The sequence below is a fragment of the Bosea sp. NBC_00550 genome, assembly GCF_026020075.1.
Lineage (GTDB): Bacteria > Pseudomonadota > Alphaproteobacteria > Rhizobiales > Beijerinckiaceae > Allobosea.
Genome location: NZ_CP102772.1, coordinates 91031 through 113890, shown reverse-complemented (window position 1 = coordinate 113890; position 22860 = coordinate 91031). Strand labels below are relative to the sequence as shown.

Below are 22860 nucleotides of genomic sequence, written 5' to 3'. Positions count from 1 at the left end.
CGCCAGACGCCGGGCGGTTTCCCTGCCTTGGTGCTCGCAACCGCTGCGAAGCTTCGCTAGGAAGGGCGCGTCCTTTTCCATCCAGCGAGTCCGCAGCGATGAGCCGTATCGTCTATGTCAATGGCGCCTATCTTCCCGAGGAAGAGGCGAAGATTTCCGTGTTCGACCGCGGCTTCATCTTCGGCGACGGCATCTACGAGGTCTCGGCGGTGATCGGCGGCAAGCTCGTCGATTGCGAGGCGCATCTGGCCCGCCTCGAACGCTCCTGCGGCGAGATCCGGCTGGCGCTGCCCTGGGCGAAGGCCGAGCTCGTCGCGATCCACGAGGAGCTGATCAAGCGCAACGGCCTCGACGAGGGCGGCATCTACCTGCAGGTCTCGCGCGGCGCGGCCGATCGCGACTTCCCCTTCCCGAAGGATGTCCAGCCGACGCTGGTGATGTTCACCCAGGCGCGGAACTTCGTGAATGCGCCGGGCGCCAAGACCGGCATCAAGGTCGTCTCGACGCCGGATTTGCGCTGGGCGCGGCGCGACATCAAGAGCGTCAACCTGCTGGCGCCGGTCCTTGCCAAGCAGTTCGCGCTGGAGAGCGGCGCGCAGGAAGCCTGGCTCGTCGAGGACGGCGTCGTGACTGAGGGCGCCTCCTCCACCGCCTGGATCGTCAAGGGCAAGACGCTGATCTCGCGCCCGCTCTCGAACAAGGTGCTGCCGGGCATCACCCGCAAGGCCGTGCTCGCCTTCCTGGCGGAGTCGGGCTTCTCCTTCGAGGAGCGCGAATTCACGCTGGAAGAGGCGATCGACGCCGAGGAGGCCTTCATCACCTCCGCGACCAGCCTCGTCATGCCGGTGACCACGATTGACAGCCACACGATCCATAACGGCGCGCCCGGCCCGGCGACGCTGCGCCTGCGCGAGATTTATATCGACCATGCCCGCAAGGGCGGCGCGCTGGGCTGAATTGCCTGAACAGCCGTCATGGTCGGGCTTGACCCGGCCATCTCGGAAACCAGCTATCTCGGCATGAGATTCTCGGGTCGGCGCTAGGCGCCGCCCGAGAATGACGCTCCAGCGGTGCGTTCCCCCATCACATAGGTCGCGGCGACGTTGCGTTCGTCGCCGAGCGTGACGAGCACGAAAAGCTCCTCTGCCAGATCGCGCGCCGTCTCCAGCCGGTGCGCCATCGCCCGCGTCGCACCGGTATCGAGCACCACGGCATCGGCCTCGCGGCCGGGCTCGAACGATCCGACCAGATGATCGAGGCCGAGCGCGGCGGCATTGCCCAGCGTGATCGCGTGCAGCGCCGCGAAGGCGGACAGCGACTGCCCCTGCAACTGCAGCACCTTGTAGGCCTCGGCCATGGTCCGCAGCATCGAATAGGAGGTGCCGCCGCCGATATCGGTCGCGACCGCCACCTTGACGCCGCGTTGGCGGGCATGGGCCCAGTCGAACAGGCCTGAGCCGAGAAACAGGTTCGAGGTCGGGCAGAACACGGCGACTGCGCCGGTCTCCGCAAAAGCCTGCCACTCATTGTGGGTCATGTGGATACAATGGCCCATCAGGCTCCTGGGCCCGAGCAGGCCATAGCCCCTGTAGATGTCGGCATAATCCGCGGCCTGGGGATAGAGCTTGCGGGCGAAGGCGATCTCGGCCCGGTTCTCGTTGATATGGGTCTGGACGTGGCAGCCCGGATGCTCGGCCGCGAGTTGCCCGGCCGCGGCCAGCTGCTCCGGCGTCGAGGTCACGGCGAAGCGTGGCGTGATCCCATAGAGCTGCCGGCCCTTGCCGTGCCAGCGCGCGATCAGCGCCTTCGATTCGCGATAGCCGCTTTCGGCCGTATCGCTCAGCGCTTCCGGCGCGTTGCGATCCATCATCACCTTGCCGGCGATCATGCGGGTGTTGCGTCGCTCGGATTCGGCAAAGAAAGCGTCCGCCGACTGCGAATGCACCGAGCAGTAGACCGCCGCCGTGGTGGTGCCGCTCGCAAGCAATTCGTCGAGGAAGAACCGCGAGAGCTTCTCGGCATGGCCCTGCTGGCCGAGCTTCTGCTCCTCGACGAAGGTGTATTTGTTCAGCCACTCCATCAGCTGCGCGCCATAGGAGGCGACAACCTGCGTCTGCGGCATGTGGATGTGCGCGTCGATGAAGCCGGGCATGATCAGATGCGGCCGGTGGTCCAAGATCTCGACATCGGCCGGCAGCGTCGGCAGCAGCGCCTTCGCCTCGCCTGCCGCCTTGACGAGCCCGCCCTCGATGACGAGCAGCCCATCCGCAATGAACCGATGCGCGGCCTCTCCCGCGGTCCAGGGATCATCGACGAACCAGAGCAGGCGGCCGCGCAGGGCGCGGATGGCGGTGGGGGCAGTCACGTTCGGCGGGCTCCAGCACAAATCCACGTCACATCTGCACCAAATCAAAGCTTCCGGCCAAGCGCGGATCGTGCCTAATCTGAGGGCATGAAGTCGTGCATTACCCGGCGGTGGTCATCCCGGACGCAGCGAAGCGGAGATCCGGGATCCATGCCTGAACCTTCGCCGGACGCGCTCCGGCATGGATCCCGGGCCAAGCCCGGAATGACCTCGTTACAATGGAAGCCGGACGGAGGTCCGCACCATGCGTGACACCCTGCGCTTCCTGCTCGGCGACGCGCTGATCGAGATCGATCGCTGCGACCCGACGCTGACGGTGCTCGACTGGCTGCGCCTCGACAGGCGCATGACCGGCACGAAGGAAGGCTGTGCCGAGGGCGATTGCGGCGCCTGCACCGTCGTCGTCGGCCGGCTCGATGGCAGCCGGCTGCGCTATGAGGCGATCAACGCCTGCATCCGCTTCCTGCCGACGCTGGACGGCTGCCAGCTTCTCACGGTGGAGCATCTCAAGGGATCGGATGGCAGCCTGCACCCGGTGCAGCAAGCGATGGTGGAATGCCATGGCTCGCAATGCGGCTTCTGCACGCCGGGCTTCGTGATGTCGCTGCTGGCGCTACGCCTGAACGAAGCCGAGCCCGGCATCGGGCGGATCGAGGATGCGCTGGCCGGCAATCTCTGCCGCTGCACCGGCTACGAGCCGATCATCGCCGCCGGACGGCGCATGGACGAAATCGCGCCGCGCGAGCAGGACCATTTCCTGCGCGACCGCGCGGCCGTCGCCGAACGGCTCATGGCGTTGCGGGACGAGGAGACGCTGAAGCTCGATGGCTCCGGCCGGAGCTTCCATGCGCCCGCGACGACCGAGGGCCTGGCCGAGCTCGTCGCCGCTCACCCGCAGGCGACGCTGGTCGCGGGCGCCACCGATGTCGGGCTCTGGGTCACCAAGGGCATGAAGCGGCTCGATCCGGTGATCTATCTCGGGCGGATCGAGGCGTTGCGCGAAATCGAGGACAAGGGCGATCACCTGCGCTTCGGCGCGATGGCGAGCCATATCGACGTCAGGACCGCCCTCGCCCGACTCTCGCCGCAGCTCGACGAGCTGATGCGGCGGTTCGGCGGCGAGCAGGTGCGCAATGCCGGCACGATCGGCGGCAACATCGCCAACGGCTCGCCGATCGGAGACCTGCCGCCGGCCCTGATCGCGCTCGACGCGACGCTGGTGCTGGCGCGCCAAGGCGCAAACGGCATCGAACGCCGCACGATCCCTCTCGAAAGCTTCTTCCTAGACTACCGCAAGCAGGACCGCCACCCGGACGAATTCGTCGAGGCGGTGCTGGTGCCGAAACTGGGGACGGACGCGCAGTTCCACGTCTCCAAGGTGTCGAAGCGCTTCGACGAGGATATCTCCGCCATTTGCTGCGCCTTCCACCTGCGACTGGGGCCGGATGGCCGAGTCAGCGAGGCGCGGCTCGCCTATGGCGGCATGGCCGGCATTCCCAAGCGGGCCAAGGCGGCGGAAGAGGCACTGCTCGGCCAGCCATGGGATGAGACAGCCGTCGCCGCTGCCATCGCCGCCCTGCCACAGGATTTCACGCCGCTCAGCGACATGCGCGCTTCGGCCACCTATCGCCTGAAGGTCGCCGGCAATCTGCTGCGGCGCTTCCTGATCGAGACGACGGCGCCCACGGGGCAAACCCGCGTTGCCGGCCTGCTGGCGGAGGTCGCCCATGGCTGACGCGCGCCGCAAGCTGGATATCGCCATCGAGGCCGGGCCGGTGGGCAGCGCCCGCATCCACGACTCGGCGATCAAGCATGTCGCGGGCGAAGCGTTCTACATCGACGACATCGCCGCGCCGGAAGGCCTGCTCCACGCCTATCTCGGCACGAGCGGCATCGCCCACGGCCGGCTGATCTCGCTCGATCTCGATCCGGTGAGGCAGGCGCCCGGCGTCGTCGCGGTGCTGACGGCCGCGGATGTGCCCGGCGCCAACGACATCTCCTCGACGCACCGCCATGACGAGCCGCTCTTCGCGACGGATGCGGTCCTGTTTCACGGCCAGCCGCTTTTCGCGGTCGTCGCCGAAACACGCGAGCAAGCGCGCCATGCGGCGGCCCTAGCCAAGGCCGACTATGCGGAGGAAGCGCCGCTCATCGACATCGCCGCCGCAAGAGCCGCCGGCGGGACGCTCGTCACGGATCCGTTGAAGCTCGAACGCGGAGACCTCGCCGCGGCGCTGGCCGCGAGCCCGCGTCGGCTGACCGGCTCGATGGCGATCGGCGGTCAGGAGCATTTCTACCTCGAAAGCCAGATCGCGCTCGCCGTCCCCGGCGAGGACGAGGACATGCTCGTGCTGGTCTCGACCCAGCATCCGAGCGAGGTCCAGCACATGGTCGCCGCCGTGCTCGGTGTCGGCTCGCATGCGGTGACCGTCGAGGTCCGGCGCATGGGCGGCGGTTTCGGCGGCAAGGAGACGCAAGCCAATCTCTTCGCCTGCGTCGCGGCGATCTGCGCGCGCAGGCTCAGGCGCCCGGTGAAGCTCCGGCCGGACCGCGACGACGATATGGCGATCACCGGCAAGCGCCATGATTTCGTCTGCGACTACGAGATCGGCTTCGACGACGAGGGCCGCATCCACGCCGTCGACGCGGTCTATGCCGCGCGCTGCGGCTGGAACGCCGATCTCTCAGGCCCGGTGACGGACCGCGCCCTGTTCCACATGGACAATTGCTATTTCTACCCGGCCGTGCGCGCCCGCTCGGAACCGCTGCGGACGCATACCTGCTCGAACACCGCCTTCCGCGGCTTCGGCGGACCGCAGGGCATGGTCGGGGCCGAGCGCTTCATCGAAGAGGTCGCCTTCGCGACAGGGCTCGACCCGCTGGAGGTGCGGCGGCGTAACCTCTATGGCGGCAATTCTTCCAGTGAAGGACTTGGCCGGGACGTTACGCCCTATCACCAGACGGTCGAGGATAATATCGCCGCCGAGGTCATCGCCGAGCTGGAGCGGCGCTCAGACTATCAGGAGCGCAAGGCGGCGATCCGGGAGGCCAACGCGAAAAGCCTCATCGTCAAGCGCGGCATTGCGCTGACGCCGGTGAAATTCGGCATCTCCTTCACCGCGACCTGGTTCAACCAGGCCGGCGCGCTAGTGCATGTCTATACCGACGGCACGGTCGCGCTGAACCATGGCGGCACCGAGATGGGGCAAGGGCTCTACATCAAGGTTGCGCAAGTCGTGGCGCAGGCCTTCGGCATCGCGCTCGACCAGATCAAGATCACCGCGACCACTACCGGCAAGGTACCGAACACCTCGGCCACCGCAGCCTCTTCGGGTTCCGACCTCAACGGCATGGCCGCGCTCGATGCCTGCGAGACGATAAAGAAGCGGCTGACCGAATTCGCGGCGAAGCACTGGCAGGAGCGGCCGGAAGACATCGCCTTCCTGCCGGGGCGGGTGAAGATCGGCCCCCGCGACATCGCTTTCGGGGAGCTGATCCAGGCCGCTTACATGGCGCGCATCCAGCTCTCCGCCACCGGCTTCTACGCCACGCCGAAGATCCATTGGGACCGCAAGGCCGGGCGCGGCCATCCCTTCTATTATTTCGCCTATGGCGCGGCGGCGGCAGAGGTCGCCATCGATACGCTGACCGGCGAATACAAGGTCGAGCGGGTCGATATCCTGCATGATTGCGGGCAGCCGCTGAACCCGTCGATCGACAAGGGCCAGATCGAGGGCGGCTTCGTGCAAGGCATGGGCTGGCTGACGACCGAGGAGCTGGTCTGGGACAAGAAGGGCCGGCTCTGGACCCATGCGCCCTCGACCTACAAGATCCCCGTCGCCTCCGACCGGCCACGCATTTTCAACGTGCATCTCTTGGAGAACGCGCCGAACCGTGAGCCGACGATCCATCGCTCGAAGGCCGTCGGCGAGCCGCCGCTGATGCTGGCGATCTGCGTGCTCCATGCGCTGTCGGATGCGGTGGCGAGCGTGGCGGATTACCGGGTCTGCCCCCGCCTCGATGCGCCGGCGACGCCCGAGCGGGTGCTGGATGCGGTGGAGCGGGTCAGGGTGGAGGCGGGACGTTGAGGTTCGGAACAACCTCCCACGTCATTCCGGGGCTTCGCGCAGCGAAGAGCCCGGAACCCATAACCGCCGATGGTGCTCGCAAGAGCGTCACGGTACCCGCTCTTTCCTGCCATAGCTGCGGTTATGGGTTCCGGGCTCGGGCCTGCGACCCGCCCCGGAATGACGGCGGAGGTGAGACATGACCCTCTCCGCCTTCCTCGCCGCACATGGCCACGAAGGCATCGTCCTCGTCCGGATCGAGGCCGCCGAAGGCTCGACACCGCGCGAGGCCGGCGCCTGCATGGCCGTCAGCGCGAGTGCCGTCGCCGGGACCATCGGCGGCGGTCAGCTCGAGTTTCACTGCATCGACCTCGCCCGGCACATGCTGAGCGAAGGCGCCGAGGGCCAGTTGCTCGACATCCCGCTCGGCCCGCAGATGGGGCAGTGCTGCGGCGGCCGGGTGCGCGTTTCGCTGCGCCATTGCGGTTCGGCCGAGCGCGCCATGATCGCCGCGCGCGAGAAGGCGGAAGCGGCGGCGCGGCCGCCGGTCCTGATCTTCGGCGCCGGCCATACCGGGCGTGCGTTGGCGAAAGCGCTGGCGGCGCTGCCCTTTTCGGTCTCCCTCATCGACGACCGCGACGACGTCATGACCGGGCTGCCCCCTGCCGTGACCTGCATCCGCATGGCCGACCCCGTGGATGCGATGGCGGGAGCGCCGCAAGGTGCCGCTGTCGTCGTGCTCTCGCATAGCCACGCGCTGGATTACCGGCTGGCGGAAGCGGCGCTGGCGCGGGGCGATGCCGCCTATGTCGGCATGATCGGCTCCGCCACCAAGCGCGCGCGCTTCGCGGCGAGCTTCCTGCGCAGCGGTGGCCGGCGCGAGGCGCTGGCGCGATTGACATGCCCTATCGGTGGTTCGGATGTGGACGACAAGCGCCCGGAGGTGATCGCGGCCTTGACGGCAGCCGAGCTGGTGCGTTGCTTGCTTGGCCGCCGGCAGCCGGCGAAAGGGAGACGGGCCAGACATGAATCCGCCGCGTGAGCAGGATGTGCCGCCGCGGCTGGCGCTCGCCCATATCTCCAAGAGCTTCCCAGGCGTCAAAGCCAACGAAGACATCAGCCTGAGCGTCAAACCCGGCGAAATCCACGCCTTGCTCGGCGAGAACGGGGCCGGCAAGTCGACGCTGGTCAAGATCATCTACGGCGTGCAGCAGGCCGACGAAGGCACGATCCACTGGAACGGCTCGCCCGTCGCGATCCCCTCGCCCAAGGCCGCGCGCAGGCTCGGCATCGGCATGGTCTTCCAGCATTTCTCGCTGTTCGACGCGATGACGGTGATCGAGAACATCGCGCTCGGGCTCGACGAGGCGGTGGACCGCGAGGAGCTGAAGCTCCGTGTCGCCGCGATCCTGCAATCCTATTCGTTGCCGCTCGATCCTGACCGGGAGGTGCATACGCTCTCGGTCGGCGAGCGCCAGCGCATCGAGATCGTGCGCTGCTTGCTGCAGAAGCCGAAGCTGCTGATCATGGACGAGCCGACCTCGGTGCTGACGCCGCAGGAGGTCGAGCGCCTGTTCGCGACGCTGCGCCAGATCGCACTGGGCGGCTGCTCGATCCTCTACATTTCGCACAAGCTGCATGAGATCAAGGCGCTCTGCGACAGCGCCACCATCCTGCGCGGCGGGCGCGTGGTCGCGACCTGCGACCCCAAGGTCGAGACGACCAAGCGCATGGCCGAGCTGATGATCGGCGCGGAGCTGCGCAAGATCGAACACGGCAAGGCGGCCGTGGCCGGAGCGGTCCGACTGGAGGCCAACGGACTGTCCCTCCCCGGCGAGCCGCCTTTCGGTACCGATCTGGAGAACGTCTCGTTCGAGGCGCGGGCCGGCGAGATCCTCGGCATCGCCGGTGTGGCCGGCAACGGGCAGGCAGAACTGCTGACCGCACTCTCGGGCGAACAGCTGGCCGCCAATGCCGAGGCGATCAGGCTCGACGGCAAGGCGATCGGCTTCGAAGGCGCCGGCCCGCGTCGGGCTCTCGGCCTCGCCTGCGTGCCCGAGGAGCGCAACGGCCATGCCGCCGTGCCGGATTTCTCGCTCGCCGACAACGGCGTCCTGACCGCACGCCACCGCCTGCCGCTGGCGCCGCACGGCTTCATCAGCCGCGGCAGTGTCCGGCGCTTCGCAGACAGCGTCATCAAGCTCTTCGACGTCAGAACCACCGGCAATGGTGCCCTCGCCCGCTCACTCTCGGGCGGCAATCTGCAGAAGTTCATCATGGGCCGCGAGATCGGCCAGCAGCCCGCCGTTCTCGTCGTCTCGCAGCCGACCTGGGGCGTCGATGCTGGCGCGGCCGCCGCGATCCGGCAGGAGCTTGTCGACCTCGCCGCCAAGGGCTCGGCCGTGGTGGTGATCTCGCAGGATCTCGACGAGCTGCTCGAACTCGCCGACCGGCTCTGCGTCATCAACGAAGGCCGGCTGTCGGTGCCGCGCCCCGTCGCCAGCCTCGGCATCGATGAGATCGGCCTGATGATGGGCGGCGTCCATGGCGCGGAGACGGCGCATGCTTGAGTGGCGCCGCCGCCGCGAGCCGAGCATGCCGATGCTGGCCTTGAGCCCGCTGATCGCGATCGTGCTGACCATGCTGCTCGGCATGATCGTCTTCACCGCCATGGGCTATGACGGTTTCCATGCCGTCGGTAGCATCTTCCTGACGCCGTTCCTGGAACCGCAGCGCTGGGCCGATATCGGCGTGAAGGGCGCGCCGCTCATCATGATCGCACTCGGGCTCGCGATCGGCTTCCGGGCCAATGTCTGGAACATCGGCGCCGAGGGGCAATACATCATGGGCGCCATCGCCGGCACGGGCGTCGCACTGCTGACTTACGGCATGACGGGGTGGTGGATCCTGCCCGCCATGGTGCTTGCGGGTATCCTTGGCGGCATGGCCTGGGCCGCGATCCCGGCATTCCTGCGGGTGAAACTGCAGGTCAGCGAGATCCTGACCAGCCTGATGCTGACCTATGTCGCGGTCCAGTTCCTGTATTTCCTCGTGCGCGGGCCGTGGAAGGATCCGGAGGGCTTCAACTTCCCGCAGACGCGGATGTTCACAGCCGACCAGACGCTGCCGACGATGTGGGAGGGCTCTCTCGCCCATCTCGGCATCCCCGTCGCGCTGCTGCTTGCGGTCGTCGCCTGGCTGCTCATGGAGAAGACGACGGCCGGCTATGCCGTGAAGGTGGTGGGGCTGGCGCCTGCGGCGGCCCGCCATGGCGGCTTCAGTGCCGCGCGCACGACATGGGCGACGCTGCTGATCGGCGGCGCGCTGGCAGGCCTCGCCGGGCTGTTCGAGGCTGCCGGCCCGTTCGGGCAGCTCACGCCGCAATTCCCGGTCGGATACGGCTTTACGGCGATCATCGTCGCGTTTCTTGGGCGGCTGCACCCGCTCGGCATCGTCTTCGGCGGCATCGTTCTGGCCGCGACCTATGTCGGCGGCGAGATCGCGCAGTCGACCGTGCGCCTGCCGCAGGCGGCAACCGGCATGTTCCAGGCGATGCTGCTGTTCATGCTGCTCGCGACCGACGTGCTGGTGCGGTGGCGGATCGTCTGGAGGCGGAGGGTGGCGTGACGGCAATTCCCACCAATCTCCGACGTCATTCCGGGGCAAACCGAAGGCTTCAGCCCGGAACCCAGAATCGATGCCCTCTTTTCATCAGCAGGGGAGCTTGCGGCGCCTTTTCAGGATCGACCCGCGCTTCTGGGTTCCGGGCTCTTCGCTGCGCGAAGCCCCGGAATGACGGTGCGTTTCCATGACCACCACCATGCTCGTCTCCATCCTGATGACGCTGATCGCGGCCTCGACGCCGTTGCTGCTCGCGGCCTTGGGCGAGCTCGTCGCCGAGAAGGCCGGCGTGCTCAATCTCGGCGTCGAGGGGATGATGCTGTGCGGCGCGGTCGCCGGCTTCGCCGTCGCCTTCTCGACCGGCAGCACCGGCTTCGGCCTCGTTGCGGCGGCCTTCGCCGGCGTCGCGGCCTCCATGGTCTTCGCGGTGCTTTCGCTCTCGCTGATGGCCAATCAGGTGGCGACCGGGCTTGCGCTGACGATCTTCGGCATCGGCGCCTCCTCGCTGGTCGGGGCCGGCTTCGTCGGGCGGACTGTGACGCGGCTGCAGCCGGTGTTTCCCGCGGCGCTGTCGGAACACCCGGTGCTGCGGGTGATCTTCGGGCACGATCTCCTCGTCTATCTCTCGCTGATCCTGGTCGCGGGCGTCGGCTTCTTCCTGCGGCGCACGCGCCCGGGGCTGATCCTGCGCGCCGTCGGGGAGAATGACGGCTCCGCTCATGCGATCGGCTATCCGGTGATCGCCATCCGCTATGCCGCCGTCGCCTTCGGCGGCGCGCTGGCGGGGCTGGGCGGCGCTTATTTCTCGCTGGCGCTGACGCCGATGTGGGCCGAACGTCTGACCGCCGGGCGCGGCTGGATCGCGCTGGCGCTCGTCGTCTTCTCGGCCTGGAAGCCGGGCCGCCTCCTGCTCGGCGCCTATCTCTTCGGCGCGGTGATGACGCTGGAGCTGCAGGCCAAGGCCGCCGGCATCAGCTGGCTCGCGCCCGAGGTGCTGGCGATGGCCCCCTACCTTGCGACGATTGCGGTTCTGACCATGATGTCGCTAGGACGAAAGACCGGCCGACTCGACGCACCGGCCTGCCTCGGCAAACCCTTCTCGGCGTCCTGACGCCGCAACCGACAACGGGGAGTTCACCTCATGACCAGCATCATCACCCGCCGCAGGCTGACCTTCGGGGCGGCCGCCGCCTCGACCCTGCCCATTCTCGGCCGCGGCGCCTCGGCACAGGCCCCGCTCGGCATCGGCTTCGTCTATGTCGGCCCGATCGGCGACCATGGCTACACCTGGACCCATGACCAGGGGCGCCTCGCCCTCGAGAAGGAATACGGCTCCAAGATCAAGACGAGCTTCCTCGAGAACGTCGCCGAAGGGCCGGACGCGGCCCGCGCCATCCGCCAGCTCGCCCAGGCCGGAAACCAGCTGATCTTCGCGACCTCGTTCGGCTTCATGAACCCGACCATCCAGGTCGCCAAGCAGTTCCCGAAGATCCATTTCGAGCACGCCACCGGCTATATCCGTGCCGACAACGTCGCGACCTACAACGCCCGCTTCTACGAAGGCCGCGCCGTGATCGGCACCATCGCCGGCCACATGTCGAAGACCGGCCAGGCCGGCTATGTCGCCTCCTTCCCGATCCCCGAGGTGGTGATGGGCATCAACGCCTTCCATCTCGCCGCGCGCAAGGTGAACCCGAACTTCAAGACCAAGGTCGTCTGGGCCTCGACCTGGTACGACCCGGCCAAGGAAGCCGACGCCGCCAAGGCGCTGATCGACCAGGGCGCGGACATGATCACCCAGCACACCGATTCGGCGGCGCCGTTGCAGGCGGCCGAGCAGCGCGGCGTCTTCGCCTTCGGCCAGGCCTCCGACATGAAGGCCTTCGCGCCCAAGGCGCATCTCACCGCCATCGTCGACGACTGGTCGGGCTACTACATCAAGCGCGTCAAGGACGTGATGGACGGCACCTGGAAGACCGGCGACGTCTGGGACGGTCTCAAGGCCGGCATGGTTCGGATCGCGCCTTATAACGATGCGGTCACACCTGCGGCCCGCGCCGCCGCCGACGAGGTGATCAAGGGCATTTCGGCCGGCACGCTCCACCCCTTCACCGGCGAATTGAAGGACCAGAAGGGCGTCGTGCGCCTCAAGGCCGGCGAGAAGGCCAGCGACGAGATGCTCTCCAAGATGGACTGGTACGTCGACGGCATCCAGGCTTGAGCCTACTGTCCACCAGCGCTGGCGGGCTTCCCTCCGCCGGCGCTGCGATTCGCGCCGTGCCCGCCTCTGCCTGCGTCAGCGGGCGGTCCCGCAACCCCTCAGCCCCGCCCAGACCGCGTCGTCAAACCCTCGATCGGCGGAACGAAGCCGTTTTCTGTGCGTATCTACCGCCACGGGCATCGTCTTTCCGCGATAACCGTGGCAACTGCGTGAGTTGCGCGCCGCGAATAGCAGCAATGTGTCGCGGTCGCTCGTGTCGGAAACCAGCATGAACGGCCGTAGTCCAGCACGCGACGCCTGAAGCACCTTCTCAAGGAGGATTTTCATGACCAAGAATGAACTGATTGCCGCCATCGCCGACGAGACCGGCAAGACCAAGGCGGACGTTTCCGCCATCCTGGCGTCTCTCGGCACGACCGTCGCCAAGACGCTGAAGAGCGGCGACGACGTCACGCTCGGCGGCATCGGCAAGCTCTCCGCCGCCAAGCGCGAAGCCCGCGAGGCCCGCAACCCCTCGACCGGCGCGACCATCAAGGTTCCCGCCAAGACCGTCGTGAAGTTCAAGGTCACCAAGGACCTTGCCGACGCGGTGGCGTAAAGCCAGCATCGGGATCAGGCAGCGTTCGCGCATCAGACGTGGACGCTGCTTGACCCTGCGCACCATGCCCTCACATTAGCGGCATGTTCCTTCGCCTCTTCACCGATCTGCGCGCCGCCAAGGTCCCCGTGACCCTGCGCGAGTATCTGACGCTGCTCGAAGGCGTCGAGGCCGATCTCGCCGAACACAGGGTCGACGAGTTCTATTATCTCGCCCGCGTCACGCTGGTGAAGGACGAGCGCCATCTCGACAAGTTCGACCAGGTCTTCGCCCAGGTGTTCAAGGGCATGGAGACGCTTGGCCAGGCCATCGAGCAGGCCGGCATTCCCGAGGAATGGCTGCGCAAGCTCGCTGAAAAATTCCTGACCGACGAAGAGAAGGCACAGCTCGAAGCGCTGGGCTGGGAGAAGCTCTGGGAGACGCTTAAAGCGCGGCTCGACGAGCAGAAGGGCCGTCACCAGGGCGGCAACAAATGGATCGGCACCGGAGGCACCTCACCTTTCGGCGCCTATGGCTACAATCCCGAAGGCATCCGCATCGGCCAGGACAAGAACCGCAACTTCCGGGCGGTGAAGGTCTGGGACAAGCGCGAGTTCAAGGATTTCGACGACACGCGCGAACTCGGCGTGCGCAACCTGCGCATCGCGCTGAGGCGCCTGCGCCGCTTCGCCCGCACGGGCGCGGCCGAGGAACTCGATCTCGACACCACGATCAGCGAGACCGCCAAGCACGGCTATCTCGACGTCCAGCTCCGGCCCGAGCGCCGCAACGCCGTCAAGGTGCTGCTCTTCCTCGATGTCGGCGGCTCGATGGACTGGCATATCGAGCTGGCCGAGGAGCTGTTCTCGGCCGCGCGGGCGGAGTTCAAGCATTTCGAGCATTTTTATTTCCACAACTGCCCCTATGAGCGGGTGTGGAAGGAGAACCGGCGGCGCCACGACCAGCAGATCGCGACCTGGGACGTGCTGCGGACCTATCCGGGCGATTACCGGCTGGTCTTCGTCGGCGATGCCTCGATGAGCCCCTACGAGATCGCGATGCCCGGCGGCTCGGTCGAGCACTGGAACGAGGAGACCGGCGAGGTCTGGGTGAACAGGCTGACCGCGAAATTCCCGAAATCGGTGTGGCTCAACCCGGTCCAGCAGCACCTGTGGAACTACACCCAGTCGATCCGCCAGATCGGGGGGCTGATGGGCGGGCGCATGTTCCCGCTGACGCTCGACGGGCTCGACGGCGCCATGAAGGTTCTCGCGCGCTGACCCCCGACGATCGGTGCGCTTCCCCTGAGCGGCCGGAATGCCCGACAGCATCCGTATTCGGCCCGATGCCGTAGGGCTTTGATCTTGCATCGGCTTTCCCGAAAACCGCATTCCACTTTTCGGGCCGATGCTTTAACTACCGGCCATGACGAACGATCAAGACGACGCCCCTCCGCCGAGCTGGCGCCAGCGCCCGAAGCCGGTCGGCTTCGAGATCGCCTACAAGCTGGACGGCGATACGCTCGAGATCGACCGGACGCGCCGGGTCGACAGCATCCGGCTCAGCGCCGTCGAGCAGGTCCGCTTCGTCTACGCGCCGGGCAACATCTCCTCGAAGGGCTACAAGACGCAGCTTCGGCTCAGCGACGGCCGGACCGTGACCTTCGGCAATCTGTCCTGGCGTTCCCTGACCGATCTCGACCGCGACGATGCGCGCTACCACCACTTCGTCGCGGCCCTGTGCGCCGCGATCGCGCGGGCCAATCCGCGCGCCCGCTTCGTCGCGGGCCGGCCGAAACCGATCTGGCTCGGCGTCGCCATCGTCGGGGCGCTGTCGCTGCTGATGCTGACCGTCTTCTCGCTGCGGGCGTTCCAGCAGGGCGCGACCAATGCCGCGCTGCTCGGCATCCTCCTGGTGGCCGCCTCGTTCTGGCAGGTCTGGCCGCTCGTCAGCCTCAACCGGCCGCGCGAGCTTGCGACCGGCGAAGTGCCGGACAGCCTCGTCCCCGGCCGGCCGGGCTGAAGTTCAACGAACCACCAGCACCGAGCATTTGGCCCGGCGCACGATCGCTGACGCGTTCGAGCCGATGACATAAGCCAGCATGCCGGGCTCATGCGAACCGATGACGATGAGGTCGGCGCCGCTGGCGTCCGCTTCGGCCAGCACCTCGCCATGGACCGAGCCGATCAGCACCTTGGCCGAGACCTGCTCGGAGGGCAGGTCGACTTTGGCGGCGATCTCGGCGAGCTTCGCCTCGGCATCCTCCTGCTGCTCGGAATCGAAGTCCGCCGGCACGAACTCCATGTAGGTGATAGGGATCAGCGAGCGGACATAGACGAGCCGCACCGTCCCGCCCGAAATCTTGGCGAAGGATACGGCAGCCGCGAGCGCCGGCCCGGCGAGCTCGGCCTCCGCGAGATCGACGGGGACCATGATCGACTTGTACATCGTATCCTCCAAGGCTGGTTGCAGAACCATTCTGGAGTTTGACAGCGCGGGCGCCATGATCCAGCGCAAAATGCACGATGCGGCGCGGCGTCGCGCGTCAGGCCAGCACCTGCTGATTTCCAACGTAGAAAGGGCGTCATCCCGGACAAGCTGCCCTCGGGTTCGACTTTTGGTCGGCCCAAGGATAAACTCCGCAGCGCCGATCCGGGATCCATCGCCGAGCTCCGGAACCCTCCGACGGATCCGGCTCAAGGCCGGGACGCGCTGCGGTTCAGAGAAGTCACCTCGCTCTAGCCCTGGCGCGCTGGCGTGCGGACGATGAGGCCGTCGAGGTTGTCGCGGATCCGGATCTGGCAGGAGAGGCGCGAGTTCGGACGGACGTCGAAGGCGAAGTCCAGCATGTCCTCCTCCATCGGCTCGGCAGGGCCGACGGATGCCATCCAGGCATCGTCGACGTAGACGTGGCAGGTGGCGCAGGCGCAGGCGCCGCCGCATTCCGCCTCGATGCCGGGGATCGCGTTGCGGATCGCCGTCTCCATCACGGTGGAGCCGGTCTCGCCCTCGACGGTGCGGCTCTCTCCATGAGCGTCGATGAAGGTGATATTCGGCATGAGGCACTCCGGCGGCGCGATGACGGGCTCCGCTTAGAGCATTTCAAAGCGGCGCGGAACGGGGTTTCGCGCGGCAGCGACCCTATCAGGCCGCGCAATCGAAGCGCGAGATCACGGCCCGCGCCTCGGCCGCGGCCAGCGCCAGCGCGTCCAGGGCGCTTTCGGTCAGGCGCGGCTCCGGCTCGCCGAGGCCGTGCTCGATCCTGTCGGCTGCTTCCGCGACCTGCCAGGCGCCGATCGCGAGCGCCGCACCCTTCAGCGTATGGGCCGCGTCCATCCTGGCCTTCCTGTCGGCGCTCCCGTGGATGGTGCGCAGATGCGCGACGCATTGCTGGGCGAACAGCGTCAGCAGCTCGCGCTCGAGCTCGTGATCGCCGCCGCTCTGGCGGGAGAGGTGCTCGGTATCGATGGCATTCTGGGACATGAGGGAACTCGTGAACGCATGAACATCTGACGGCCGCACGAGCGGTCTTACCCCCTCCAAGAAGCGCCATGATGGTGAACGAGGCGTTAACGACGTTTGTGAATCGAGCACTCAAATGGGTTTCCAAGGGTCCGGGGCTCCACTACCCTTCCAATTGGTAAATGATGGGCGCAGTGTCACCGATCATCCCAGCCAGAGGCGGCGAGGGACGGCGGGGACGGGCTTTCGCGTCCATCGTCAGTAGAGTGGCGAGGCGGCAACGATGAATCGACCCAAGAAGCTCCAGGATCCCACTGAAGCTGCGATGTCGGCGATCGAGGAGGCGCTCCGCCTTGACCAGCCGCACTCCGACACCGCCAGCGGCGAGTCGGAAACGGCGGTCAGCACCGAGCCCCGGCTGCCCGCCACCAGCGAGGACGATCTCAAGCTCGAGCTGCCGCGCGTCGAGCCTGCTCCGGCTGCCGCGCCGCCTGCGCCGGTAACCCCTCCCCCGCAGCAGCCCGCGCAACCGCGTGCTGCGATCGCGCCCGACACCAGCCGCGTCGCCAATGACGACCGCCGCGATTCCAGCTCGCTGGTGCAAGCCTTCTCCGTGCGCCCGTCCCGCAAGCCTTATTGGTTCGCGGCCCTCGCCTCGTTCGCCTGGCTAAGCGGCGCCGCCTTCGTGCTGTTCGGCCGCTACGGCTCCTTCAGCAATGGCCTGCCCGAGCCCGTCGCCAATTTCGGCATCGGCGAATGGACGCTGCTCGCGTTGTCGATCGGTGCCCCGGTCGTGTTCTTCTTCGTGCTGGCGGCGCTCTATCGCCGCACCCAGGAAATGCGCCTGATCTCGCGCGCCATGACGGAAGTCGCTCTGCGGCTTGCCGAGCCCGAGATCGCCGGCGCCGATTCCGTCCTGTCGCTCAGCCAGACCATCCGCCGCGAGGTCGCCGCCATGGGCGACGGCATCGAGCGCGCCGTGGCGCGTGCGGGCGAGCTGGAGACAATCGTGCGCGGCGAGATCTCAACGCTCGAGCGCGCCTATGCCGACAACGAAATCCGGCTGCGCTCGCTGATCGACGAGCTCGTCACCCAGCGCGAGGCCGTGGTCGGCAATGCCGAACGCGTCAAGCTCGCCATCAGTGGCGCCCATGACGGCCTCGCCAAGGACCTCGACAGCGCCAGCCGCACCATCGCCGAGGCCGTCGCGCAGGCCGGCGACCGCGTCACCGGCTCGCTCGGCGCCAAGGGCGACCAGATCACCCAGGCGCTCGGCCGGGCCGGCGAACGCATGGTCGAGGAGATCAGCGGCCGCGGGCATGATCTCGTCGAGCGGCTTCAGATCACCTCGGGCGAAGTGTCCGAGCGGCTGGCCGGAGCCAGCGACAATCTTTCGACGATGCTCGACGGCCGCGCCAAGGAAATCGCCGGCTCGCTGGAGCGCACCGGCGTGGTGCTGACCGAGGGCCTGACCACCAGCGCCCAGGGCGTCACTCGCGCCATCAGCGACACCGGCATGCAGGTCGCCGAGACGCTGACGACCCGCGTCGATGCGGTCAACGAGACGCTGAAGACCACCGGCGAAACCCTGGCGAAGGACATTTCCGCGCGCGGAACCGAGGCGGCGGAGCGCTTCGAGACCAGCAGCCGCAGCATGGTCGCGCTGATCGAGAGCCAGAGCGAAGCCCTGCAGCAGCGCCTGTCCGAATCCGGCGAAGCGCTGCGCAGCGCCCTTTCCGACGAGGGCGAGAGCGTCACCACCCGCCTCGCCGAGGTCGGGCGCGGGGTCAACAGCCTGCTCACCCGCCAGAACGAAGCCATTGCCGCTCGCCTCACGCAGGTCGGCGAAAGCGTCCACAGCCTCATCGGCACGCATGGCGACACGCTGGTCGGCCGCCTCAACGACACCGCCCGCACCGTCGACGACGTGCTGCGTGAGCGCAGCGAAGCCATCATCCTGCGCGTCGGCGATGCCGGCCAGAGCCTCGGCGCAGCCGTCGAGAAGCATGGCGACACGCTGACCGGCCGCATCACGGATGTCGCCGGCCAGGTCCACGGCCTGTTCACCGAACAGGGCGGCAAGCTGGTCGACCGCCTCGGCGAGACCGGCGAGACCGTGCATGCGCTGCTCGATCAGCAGGCCGAAAAGCTCGTCGACCGCGTCTCCGGCGCAGGCCGCGAGCTCGCCAGCCTCGTCGGCGAGCAGAGCGACACCGCCGTCGCGCGTGTCTCCGAAGCCGGCAGCGATCTGTCGCGCCTACTTGTGGAGCGCAGCGAGATCGCCGTCGCCAATGTCTCGGATGCCGGCCGCAGCCTCGCAGCCCTCATGGGCGAACAGGGCGATGCCACGGTCGCCCGCGTCTCGAACGCCGGTGCCGATGTCGCCAAGCTCCTGTCCGAACGCAGCGAGGCGCTGGTCGCCAGCGTGTCGGGCGCCGTCAACACCGTCGAGACCCGCCTGCGCGATGAGAGCGAGCTGCTCGTCAGCCGCCTGACCCAGGCCGGCCAGGACGTCAGCAGCGTCGTCGGCAGCGAGAGCGAGCGCCTGATCTCCGGGCTTTCCGAGACCGGCATGCGCGTCAGCGCACTACTGGACGAGCAGGCCGGCGCCATGACCGTGAAGGTTTCGCAGGCCGGGCTCGAGATCAAGGATCTGCTCGGCAGCGAGGGCCAGGCCCTGGCCAGCCGCGTCGCCGATGTCGGCCGCTCTGTGCACGGCATCCTGTCCGAGCGCAGCAACGCGCTGATTTCCCGCCTCGCCGATACCGGCGAGAGCATCGACCAGAGGCTGGACGAGCGTGGCGCGGCCCTGGCCGCCCGCGTGAACGCCAGCGTCGAGGCCGCCCAGAACGCACTGGAGCAGCAGCAGACCGGCTTCCTCGTCAGCATCGGCGAGACCGGCGACAAGGTCGGCGCTCTGCTCGGCGAGCAGCGCGAGACGATGGTCCGCGACCTCGTCAACACCGGCCGCGAAGTCCACACCCTGCTCGGCGAGCAGAGCGAGGATCTGGCGCGCCGCATGACCGATGCGACCCGCACCCTCACCGAGACGATCAATGTCGACGGCCGCCATGTCGCCGACCGCGTCGTCGAGGCGACGCAGGGCCTGCGCGACACCTTCACCGTCCATGCGGAAGAGGCCCGCACCCTGCTCGCCGGCACCGGCCGCGAGATCGTGCTGGCGCTGACCCAGCAGGGCGGCCGCGTCAACGAGGCGCTGTCGGCCAATGCCGAATCGATGCTGCGCTCGGTCGAGGGCCGCGCCCAGGCCCTGACCGAAGCGCTCGCCACCCGCCACGACGCGCTGACCAGGCTCTTCGACGAGCGTGGCCGCGAGATCGAGACGGCTCTCGGCGGGCGACTGTCGGCATTCTCCGCGCTGTTCGACACGCAGGGCCGCGACGTCGAAACCGCGCTCGGCGCGCGCCTCAGCGCCTTCGAGGACTTGATCGTCCATCAGGGCGGCGCACTGACCGCCAAGATCTCGGGCGATGCCCGCGACCTCACCGAAGCCCTGCATAGCGGCATCGCCCAGGTCGAGAAGCTGATCTCCGAGGATGGCGTTTCGCTGGCCGACAAGGTCGGCACGCGGGCGCTGGAAGCGGCCGAGCTCCTCGCGCACCGCACCCGCGAGGCGGCCGATGCGATGGAAGGCCAGATCAAGCTGTTCGAGGATCGCTCCGGCGCCAAGAGCGCCGAGATCGCCGGGACGCTCGACAGCCTGATCGCGCGCATCGACGGCAGCCTCGGCTCCCGCGCCACCGCCCTCAACGAGGCGCTGGTCGAGCGCACGGTCGATATCGCCCGCGTCCTGGCCGAGGGCGGCCGCGAGGTCACCCGCGCTCTTGCCGCAAAGGCGGACGAGATCGGCGAGGTCGTCACCTCGAAGAGCGAGTCGCTCACCCGCACGCTCAGCGACAAGGCCGACACGATCAACGCGACGCTCGGCGGCCGCGCCCTCCAGATCGCCGATACGCTCGACCAGAGCGTCGCGCGCTTCGAGGAGCGCGTGGTCAACCGGCTCGACACCGTCTCGCACACGCTCGACAGCCGCGGCGACGAAATCGCCGCCACGCTGCAGGGCCGTTCCGAGGCCATCGCCTCCGTGCTCAGCGAGCGGGCGCAGGAACTGCGTTCCCTCTTCAGCAATGAAGGCAACGGCATGGTCTCGGCGCTGGCCGGGCAGAGCGAAGCGCTCGCAACCGCGCTCACCGAACGCGCCGAGCAGCTTCGCACGCTGTTCGACGATCGCGGGCTCGGCATCGTCGCTGCGCTCGGCCGTCGGGGCGACGCCATCTCCGGCGCGCTCGACCAGCGCACCGAGCAGCTGCGCGCGATCTTCGAAGGCCAGGGCGCCGGCATCGTCACCGCGCTCGAACGCCAGGGCGCGGCAATCGCAACCTCGCTGGAAGAGCGGACGGACGCCATGCGCGCCGCCTTCGACGCCAAGGGCCACGGCCTCGTCGAGATCATCGGCCGCCAGGGCGAGGCTATCACGCACTCGCTCGACGAGCGGGTCGAAACGCTGCGCGCGGTCTTCGATGCCAAGGGCAGCGGCGCCGTCGAGGCGCTGAACCAGCGTGGCGAGGCGCTGGCCGCCGAATTCGCCTCGGTCGGCGAGACGGTGGTGCGCGCGCTCGAGAGCCGGGGCAACGCCATCGTCGCCGGCCTGCGCGACCGCGGCGCCGCCATCACCAATGCGGTCGACGCCTCGTCGAACGCGTTGCGCGAGACGCTCGAAGCCGGCTCGAAGCAGTCTGTCGAGGCCCTGGTCGGCACGAACGAGCAGTTGCGCGAGGAGCTGGGCGGCATGCTCGGCCGCCTCGGCGAAGCCAACAAGCTGATGCAGCAGATCGTCAACGGCGCGAACAAGAACCTCGCCGCCGTCGAGAACAGCCTGTCGACCCGCGTCGGCGAGCTGCAGAACGTGATCGGCACCGTGATGACGGAGGCGGGCAACGCCTCGCAGCAGGTCACGGCCCAGATCGCGGAGCTGAAGAGCTTCTCGGAAGGCACGCTGCGCGAGACGACGGCCCTGATCGGCCAGCTCGACGACCGCGGCACCTCGCTCAACGAAGCGACGCAGGCCAGCAGCGCGGCGCTCAACGCCGTCGCCGGCCGGCTGGAGCAGATCGAGGGACGCGTCGGCAAGGCGCTGTCCGAGCGGCGCGAGTCGCTCGAGCAGCTGCACGGGCTCATCGCGAACCGCACCGAGGATGTCGAGGCGATCACCCGCTCCTTCGCCTCGCTGATCGACGAGTCGCTCGGCACCGCCGAGGCACGGGCACGCCAGATCGGCGCCGTCCTGTCCGACTCGGCCGAGTCGACGACAAGCGCGATCGCCCATCAGTTCGAGACGATCCGCGCCGCGACCGGCAAGGAGCGCGAGCTGACGGCGGAAGCCCTGCGCGCGGCCTACGCCCAGGTCTCGACCGAGATCAGCGGCGAGCTCGCCAAGGTGACCGACCGCTTCCAGAAGGCGGCGCAGGACATGCGCGGCATCACCGGCGACATCCAGCGCGAGCTGGAGGCGACGCGCGCCGAGCTGAAGCGCGGTGTGCTGGAGCTGCCGCAGGAGGCGCAGGAATCGACCTCGGCCATGCGCAGGGTCGTCGCCGAGCAGATCAAGGCGCTGAACGACCTCACCGAGATCGTGACGCGTGCCGGCCGGCGCGGCGACGTCTCGCTGCCGATCGACCATATGGCGAGCCGGCGGACCACCACTGCCGTCGCCGTGCCCCCTGCCCCGGCGCAGCCGGCCCCGGCCCTCGCCCCGGCGCCGCAGCCGAAGCCTGCAGCGGAAGAGCCCCTGCTGCGGCCGTCGCTCGACGCGGCAGCCGAGCCCGCACGCGCCGCCACGCCGCGCGCCGAGCCGCGCAATGAGCCGGCCCCCACCCCGAGCCGTCCGGCTCCGGCGCAGGAAGCCGCTCGCCGCCAGCCCGAGGCCACCCCGCAGCAGCAGCCCGCCAAGGCCGGCTGGCTCTCGGACCTGCTGACCCGCGCCTCGCGCGAGGACAAGCTGCCGGAGCCGAGCAAGCCGACGACGCATTCGATCGAGAAGCTCGACTCGCTCTCCGTCGATATTGCGCGGATGATCGACCATGACGCCGCCGTCGAGCTGTGGGACCGCTACAAGCGCGGCGAGCGCAACGTCTTCACCCGCCGGCTCTACACGCTGCAGGGCCAGCAGACCTTCGACGACATCCGCCGCAAATACCGGCGCGACACCGAGTTCAAGGATACGGTCGACCGCTATATCGACGAGTTCGAGCGCCTTCTCGGCGAAGCCGCCAAGGACGACCGCGACTCGATGGTGGCCAAGACCTACCTGACCTCGGAAACCGGCAAGGTCTACACCATGCTGGCCCATGCCAGCGGGCGCTTCGAATAAGCGCCCTGCCCGGTCCGACCGAACCAGAAAGGCCGCCGTCACCGGCGGCCTTTCTCATTTCCGGGCTCGCTCGGGCGGGCAGGATGCTGCGGCCCCCGCCCTTGGAGCGTGCTGATTTTGCACGAAACCACGCGTCACCCCGGGCTTGACCCGGAA

Annotated in this window: 16 protein-coding genes; 12 read left to right on the top strand and 4 right to left on the bottom strand. The window is 68.1% G+C overall.

Annotation, left to right across the window (positions count from 1 at the left end; translation table 11 throughout):
* Positions 1-98: 98 nt before the first annotated feature.
* Complete coding sequence (locus tag NWE53_RS00540; protein ID WP_265052460.1) at positions 99-956, top strand: D-amino-acid transaminase; 858 nt, start codon at positions 99-101, stop codon at positions 954-956.
* 83 nt (positions 957-1039) lie between these two features.
* Here the strand turns inward: NWE53_RS00540 and guaD are convergent, their stop codons facing one another.
* Positions 1040-2365, bottom strand: a complete 1326-nt coding sequence (gene guaD / locus NWE53_RS00535) for a guanine deaminase (RefSeq protein WP_265052459.1) — start codon at positions 2363-2365, stop codon at positions 1040-1042.
* Between the two features lie 244 nt (positions 2366-2609).
* Here guaD and xdhA point away from each other — a divergent pair, with 244 nt between their 5' ends.
* The 10 genes from xdhA to NWE53_RS00485 all read left to right on the top strand — a co-directional run bounded on the left by xdhA (position 2610) and on the right by NWE53_RS00485 (position 14873).
* Positions 2610-4100, top strand: coding sequence for a xanthine dehydrogenase small subunit (gene xdhA, locus NWE53_RS00530; protein WP_265052458.1), 1491 nt, complete (start codon positions 2610-2612; stop codon positions 4098-4100).
* On the top strand, positions 4093-6453 hold the full coding sequence (gene xdhB / locus NWE53_RS00525) for a xanthine dehydrogenase molybdopterin binding subunit (protein ID WP_265052457.1): 2361 nt from the start codon (positions 4093-4095) through the stop codon (positions 6451-6453). Before xdhA ends, xdhB begins: the two co-directional genes overlap by 8 nt.
* A gap of 178 nt (positions 6454-6631) precedes the next feature.
* A complete protein-coding gene (xdhC, locus tag NWE53_RS00520; protein WP_265052456.1) occupies positions 6632-7474 on the top strand; it encodes a xanthine dehydrogenase accessory protein XdhC in 843 nt (280 codons plus the stop codon).
* A complete protein-coding gene (locus NWE53_RS00515; RefSeq protein WP_265052455.1) occupies positions 7458-9002 on the top strand; it encodes an ABC transporter ATP-binding protein in 1545 nt (514 codons plus the stop codon). Before xdhC ends, NWE53_RS00515 begins: the two co-directional genes overlap by 17 nt.
* Positions 8995-10059 carry an ABC transporter permease gene (locus NWE53_RS00510; protein ID WP_265052454.1) on the top strand — a complete coding sequence of 355 codons (1065 nt, stop codon included), beginning with the start codon at positions 8995-8997 and terminating at the stop codon, positions 10057-10059. Before NWE53_RS00515 ends, NWE53_RS00510 begins: the two co-directional genes overlap by 8 nt.
* Positions 10060-10240: 181 nt before the next feature.
* Entirely contained in the window at positions 10241-11164 is a 924-nt protein-coding gene (locus NWE53_RS00505) for an ABC transporter permease (protein WP_265052453.1), read from the top strand.
* A gap of 30 nt (positions 11165-11194) precedes the next feature.
* Positions 11195-12274 (top strand): BMP family ABC transporter substrate-binding protein, encoded by a 1080-nt coding sequence (locus NWE53_RS00500; RefSeq protein WP_265052452.1) that lies wholly within the window; start codon positions 11195-11197, stop codon positions 12272-12274.
* A 325-nt stretch (positions 12275-12599) separates the two neighbouring features.
* Positions 12600-12872, top strand: coding sequence for an HU family DNA-binding protein (locus tag NWE53_RS00495; protein WP_265052451.1), 273 nt, complete (start codon positions 12600-12602; stop codon positions 12870-12872).
* Positions 12873-12955: 83 nt separating this feature from the next.
* Positions 12956-14131: a vWA domain-containing protein gene (locus tag NWE53_RS00490; RefSeq protein ID WP_265052450.1), complete on the top strand. Its 1176-nt coding sequence runs from the start codon at positions 12956-12958 to the stop codon at positions 14129-14131.
* Positions 14132-14276: 145 nt separating this feature from the next.
* Positions 14277-14873 (top strand): hypothetical protein, encoded by a 597-nt coding sequence (locus tag NWE53_RS00485; RefSeq protein WP_265052449.1) that lies wholly within the window; start codon positions 14277-14279, stop codon positions 14871-14873.
* A 3-nt stretch (positions 14874-14876) separates the two neighbouring features.
* Here NWE53_RS00485 and NWE53_RS00480 read toward each other — a convergent pair whose 3' ends face one another.
* The 3 genes from NWE53_RS00480 to NWE53_RS00470 form a co-directional block, all read right to left on the bottom strand.
* On the bottom strand, positions 14877-15299 hold the full coding sequence (locus NWE53_RS00480; RefSeq protein ID WP_265052448.1) for a universal stress protein: 423 nt from the start codon (positions 15297-15299) through the stop codon (positions 14877-14879).
* Positions 15300-15589: 290 nt separating this feature from the next.
* Entirely contained in the window at positions 15590-15910 is a 321-nt protein-coding gene (locus tag NWE53_RS00475) for a 2Fe-2S iron-sulfur cluster-binding protein (protein ID WP_265052447.1), read from the bottom strand.
* Positions 15911-15995: 85 nt separating this feature from the next.
* Positions 15996-16334: an Hpt domain-containing protein gene (locus tag NWE53_RS00470; RefSeq protein ID WP_265052446.1), complete on the bottom strand. Its 339-nt coding sequence runs from the start codon at positions 16332-16334 to the stop codon at positions 15996-15998.
* Positions 16335-16596: 262 nt separating this feature from the next.
* Here NWE53_RS00470 and NWE53_RS00465 point away from each other — a divergent pair, with 262 nt between their 5' ends.
* Complete coding sequence (locus tag NWE53_RS00465; RefSeq protein WP_265052445.1) at positions 16597-22704, top strand: apolipoprotein A-IV repeat region-like domain-containing protein; 6108 nt, start codon at positions 16597-16599, stop codon at positions 22702-22704.
* The last annotated feature ends 156 nt before the right edge of the window (positions 22705-22860 follow it).

Bases quoted from the DNA above. Each gene is read 5' to 3' on its own strand.
- xdhB (WP_265052457.1), top strand. From the start codon at position 4,093: ATGGCTGACGCGCGCCGCAAGCTGGATATCGCCATCGAGGCCGGGCCG.
- NWE53_RS00490 (WP_265052450.1), top strand. From the start codon at position 12,956: ATGTTCCTTCGCCTCTTCACCGATCTGCGCGCCGCCAAGGTCCCCGTG.
- NWE53_RS00485 (WP_265052449.1), top strand. From the start codon at position 14,277: ATGACGAACGATCAAGACGACGCCCCTCCGCCGAGCTGGCGCCAGCGC.
- NWE53_RS00480 (WP_265052448.1), bottom strand. From the start codon at position 15,299: ATGTACAAGTCGATCATGGTCCCCGTCGATCTCGCGGAGGCCGAGCTC.
- NWE53_RS00500 (WP_265052452.1), top strand. From the start codon at position 11,195: ATGACCAGCATCATCACCCGCCGCAGGCTGACCTTCGGGGCGGCCGCC.
- NWE53_RS00465 (WP_265052445.1), top strand. From the start codon at position 16,597: ATGAATCGACCCAAGAAGCTCCAGGATCCCACTGAAGCTGCGATGTCG.
- NWE53_RS00540 (WP_265052460.1), top strand. From the start codon at position 99: ATGAGCCGTATCGTCTATGTCAATGGCGCCTATCTTCCCGAGGAAGAG.
- NWE53_RS00515 (WP_265052455.1), top strand. From the start codon at position 7,458: ATGAATCCGCCGCGTGAGCAGGATGTGCCGCCGCGGCTGGCGCTCGCC.
- NWE53_RS00470 (WP_265052446.1), bottom strand. From the start codon at position 16,334: ATGTCCCAGAATGCCATCGATACCGAGCACCTCTCCCGCCAGAGCGGC.
- NWE53_RS00475 (WP_265052447.1), bottom strand. From the start codon at position 15,910: ATGCCGAATATCACCTTCATCGACGCTCATGGAGAGAGCCGCACCGTC.
- xdhA (WP_265052458.1), top strand. From the start codon at position 2,610: ATGCGTGACACCCTGCGCTTCCTGCTCGGCGACGCGCTGATCGAGATC.
- NWE53_RS00495 (WP_265052451.1), top strand. From the start codon at position 12,600: ATGACCAAGAATGAACTGATTGCCGCCATCGCCGACGAGACCGGCAAG.
- NWE53_RS00510 (WP_265052454.1), top strand. From the start codon at position 8,995: ATGCTTGAGTGGCGCCGCCGCCGCGAGCCGAGCATGCCGATGCTGGCC.
- xdhC (WP_265052456.1), top strand. From the start codon at position 6,632: ATGACCCTCTCCGCCTTCCTCGCCGCACATGGCCACGAAGGCATCGTC.
- NWE53_RS00505 (WP_265052453.1), top strand. From the start codon at position 10,241: ATGACCACCACCATGCTCGTCTCCATCCTGATGACGCTGATCGCGGCC.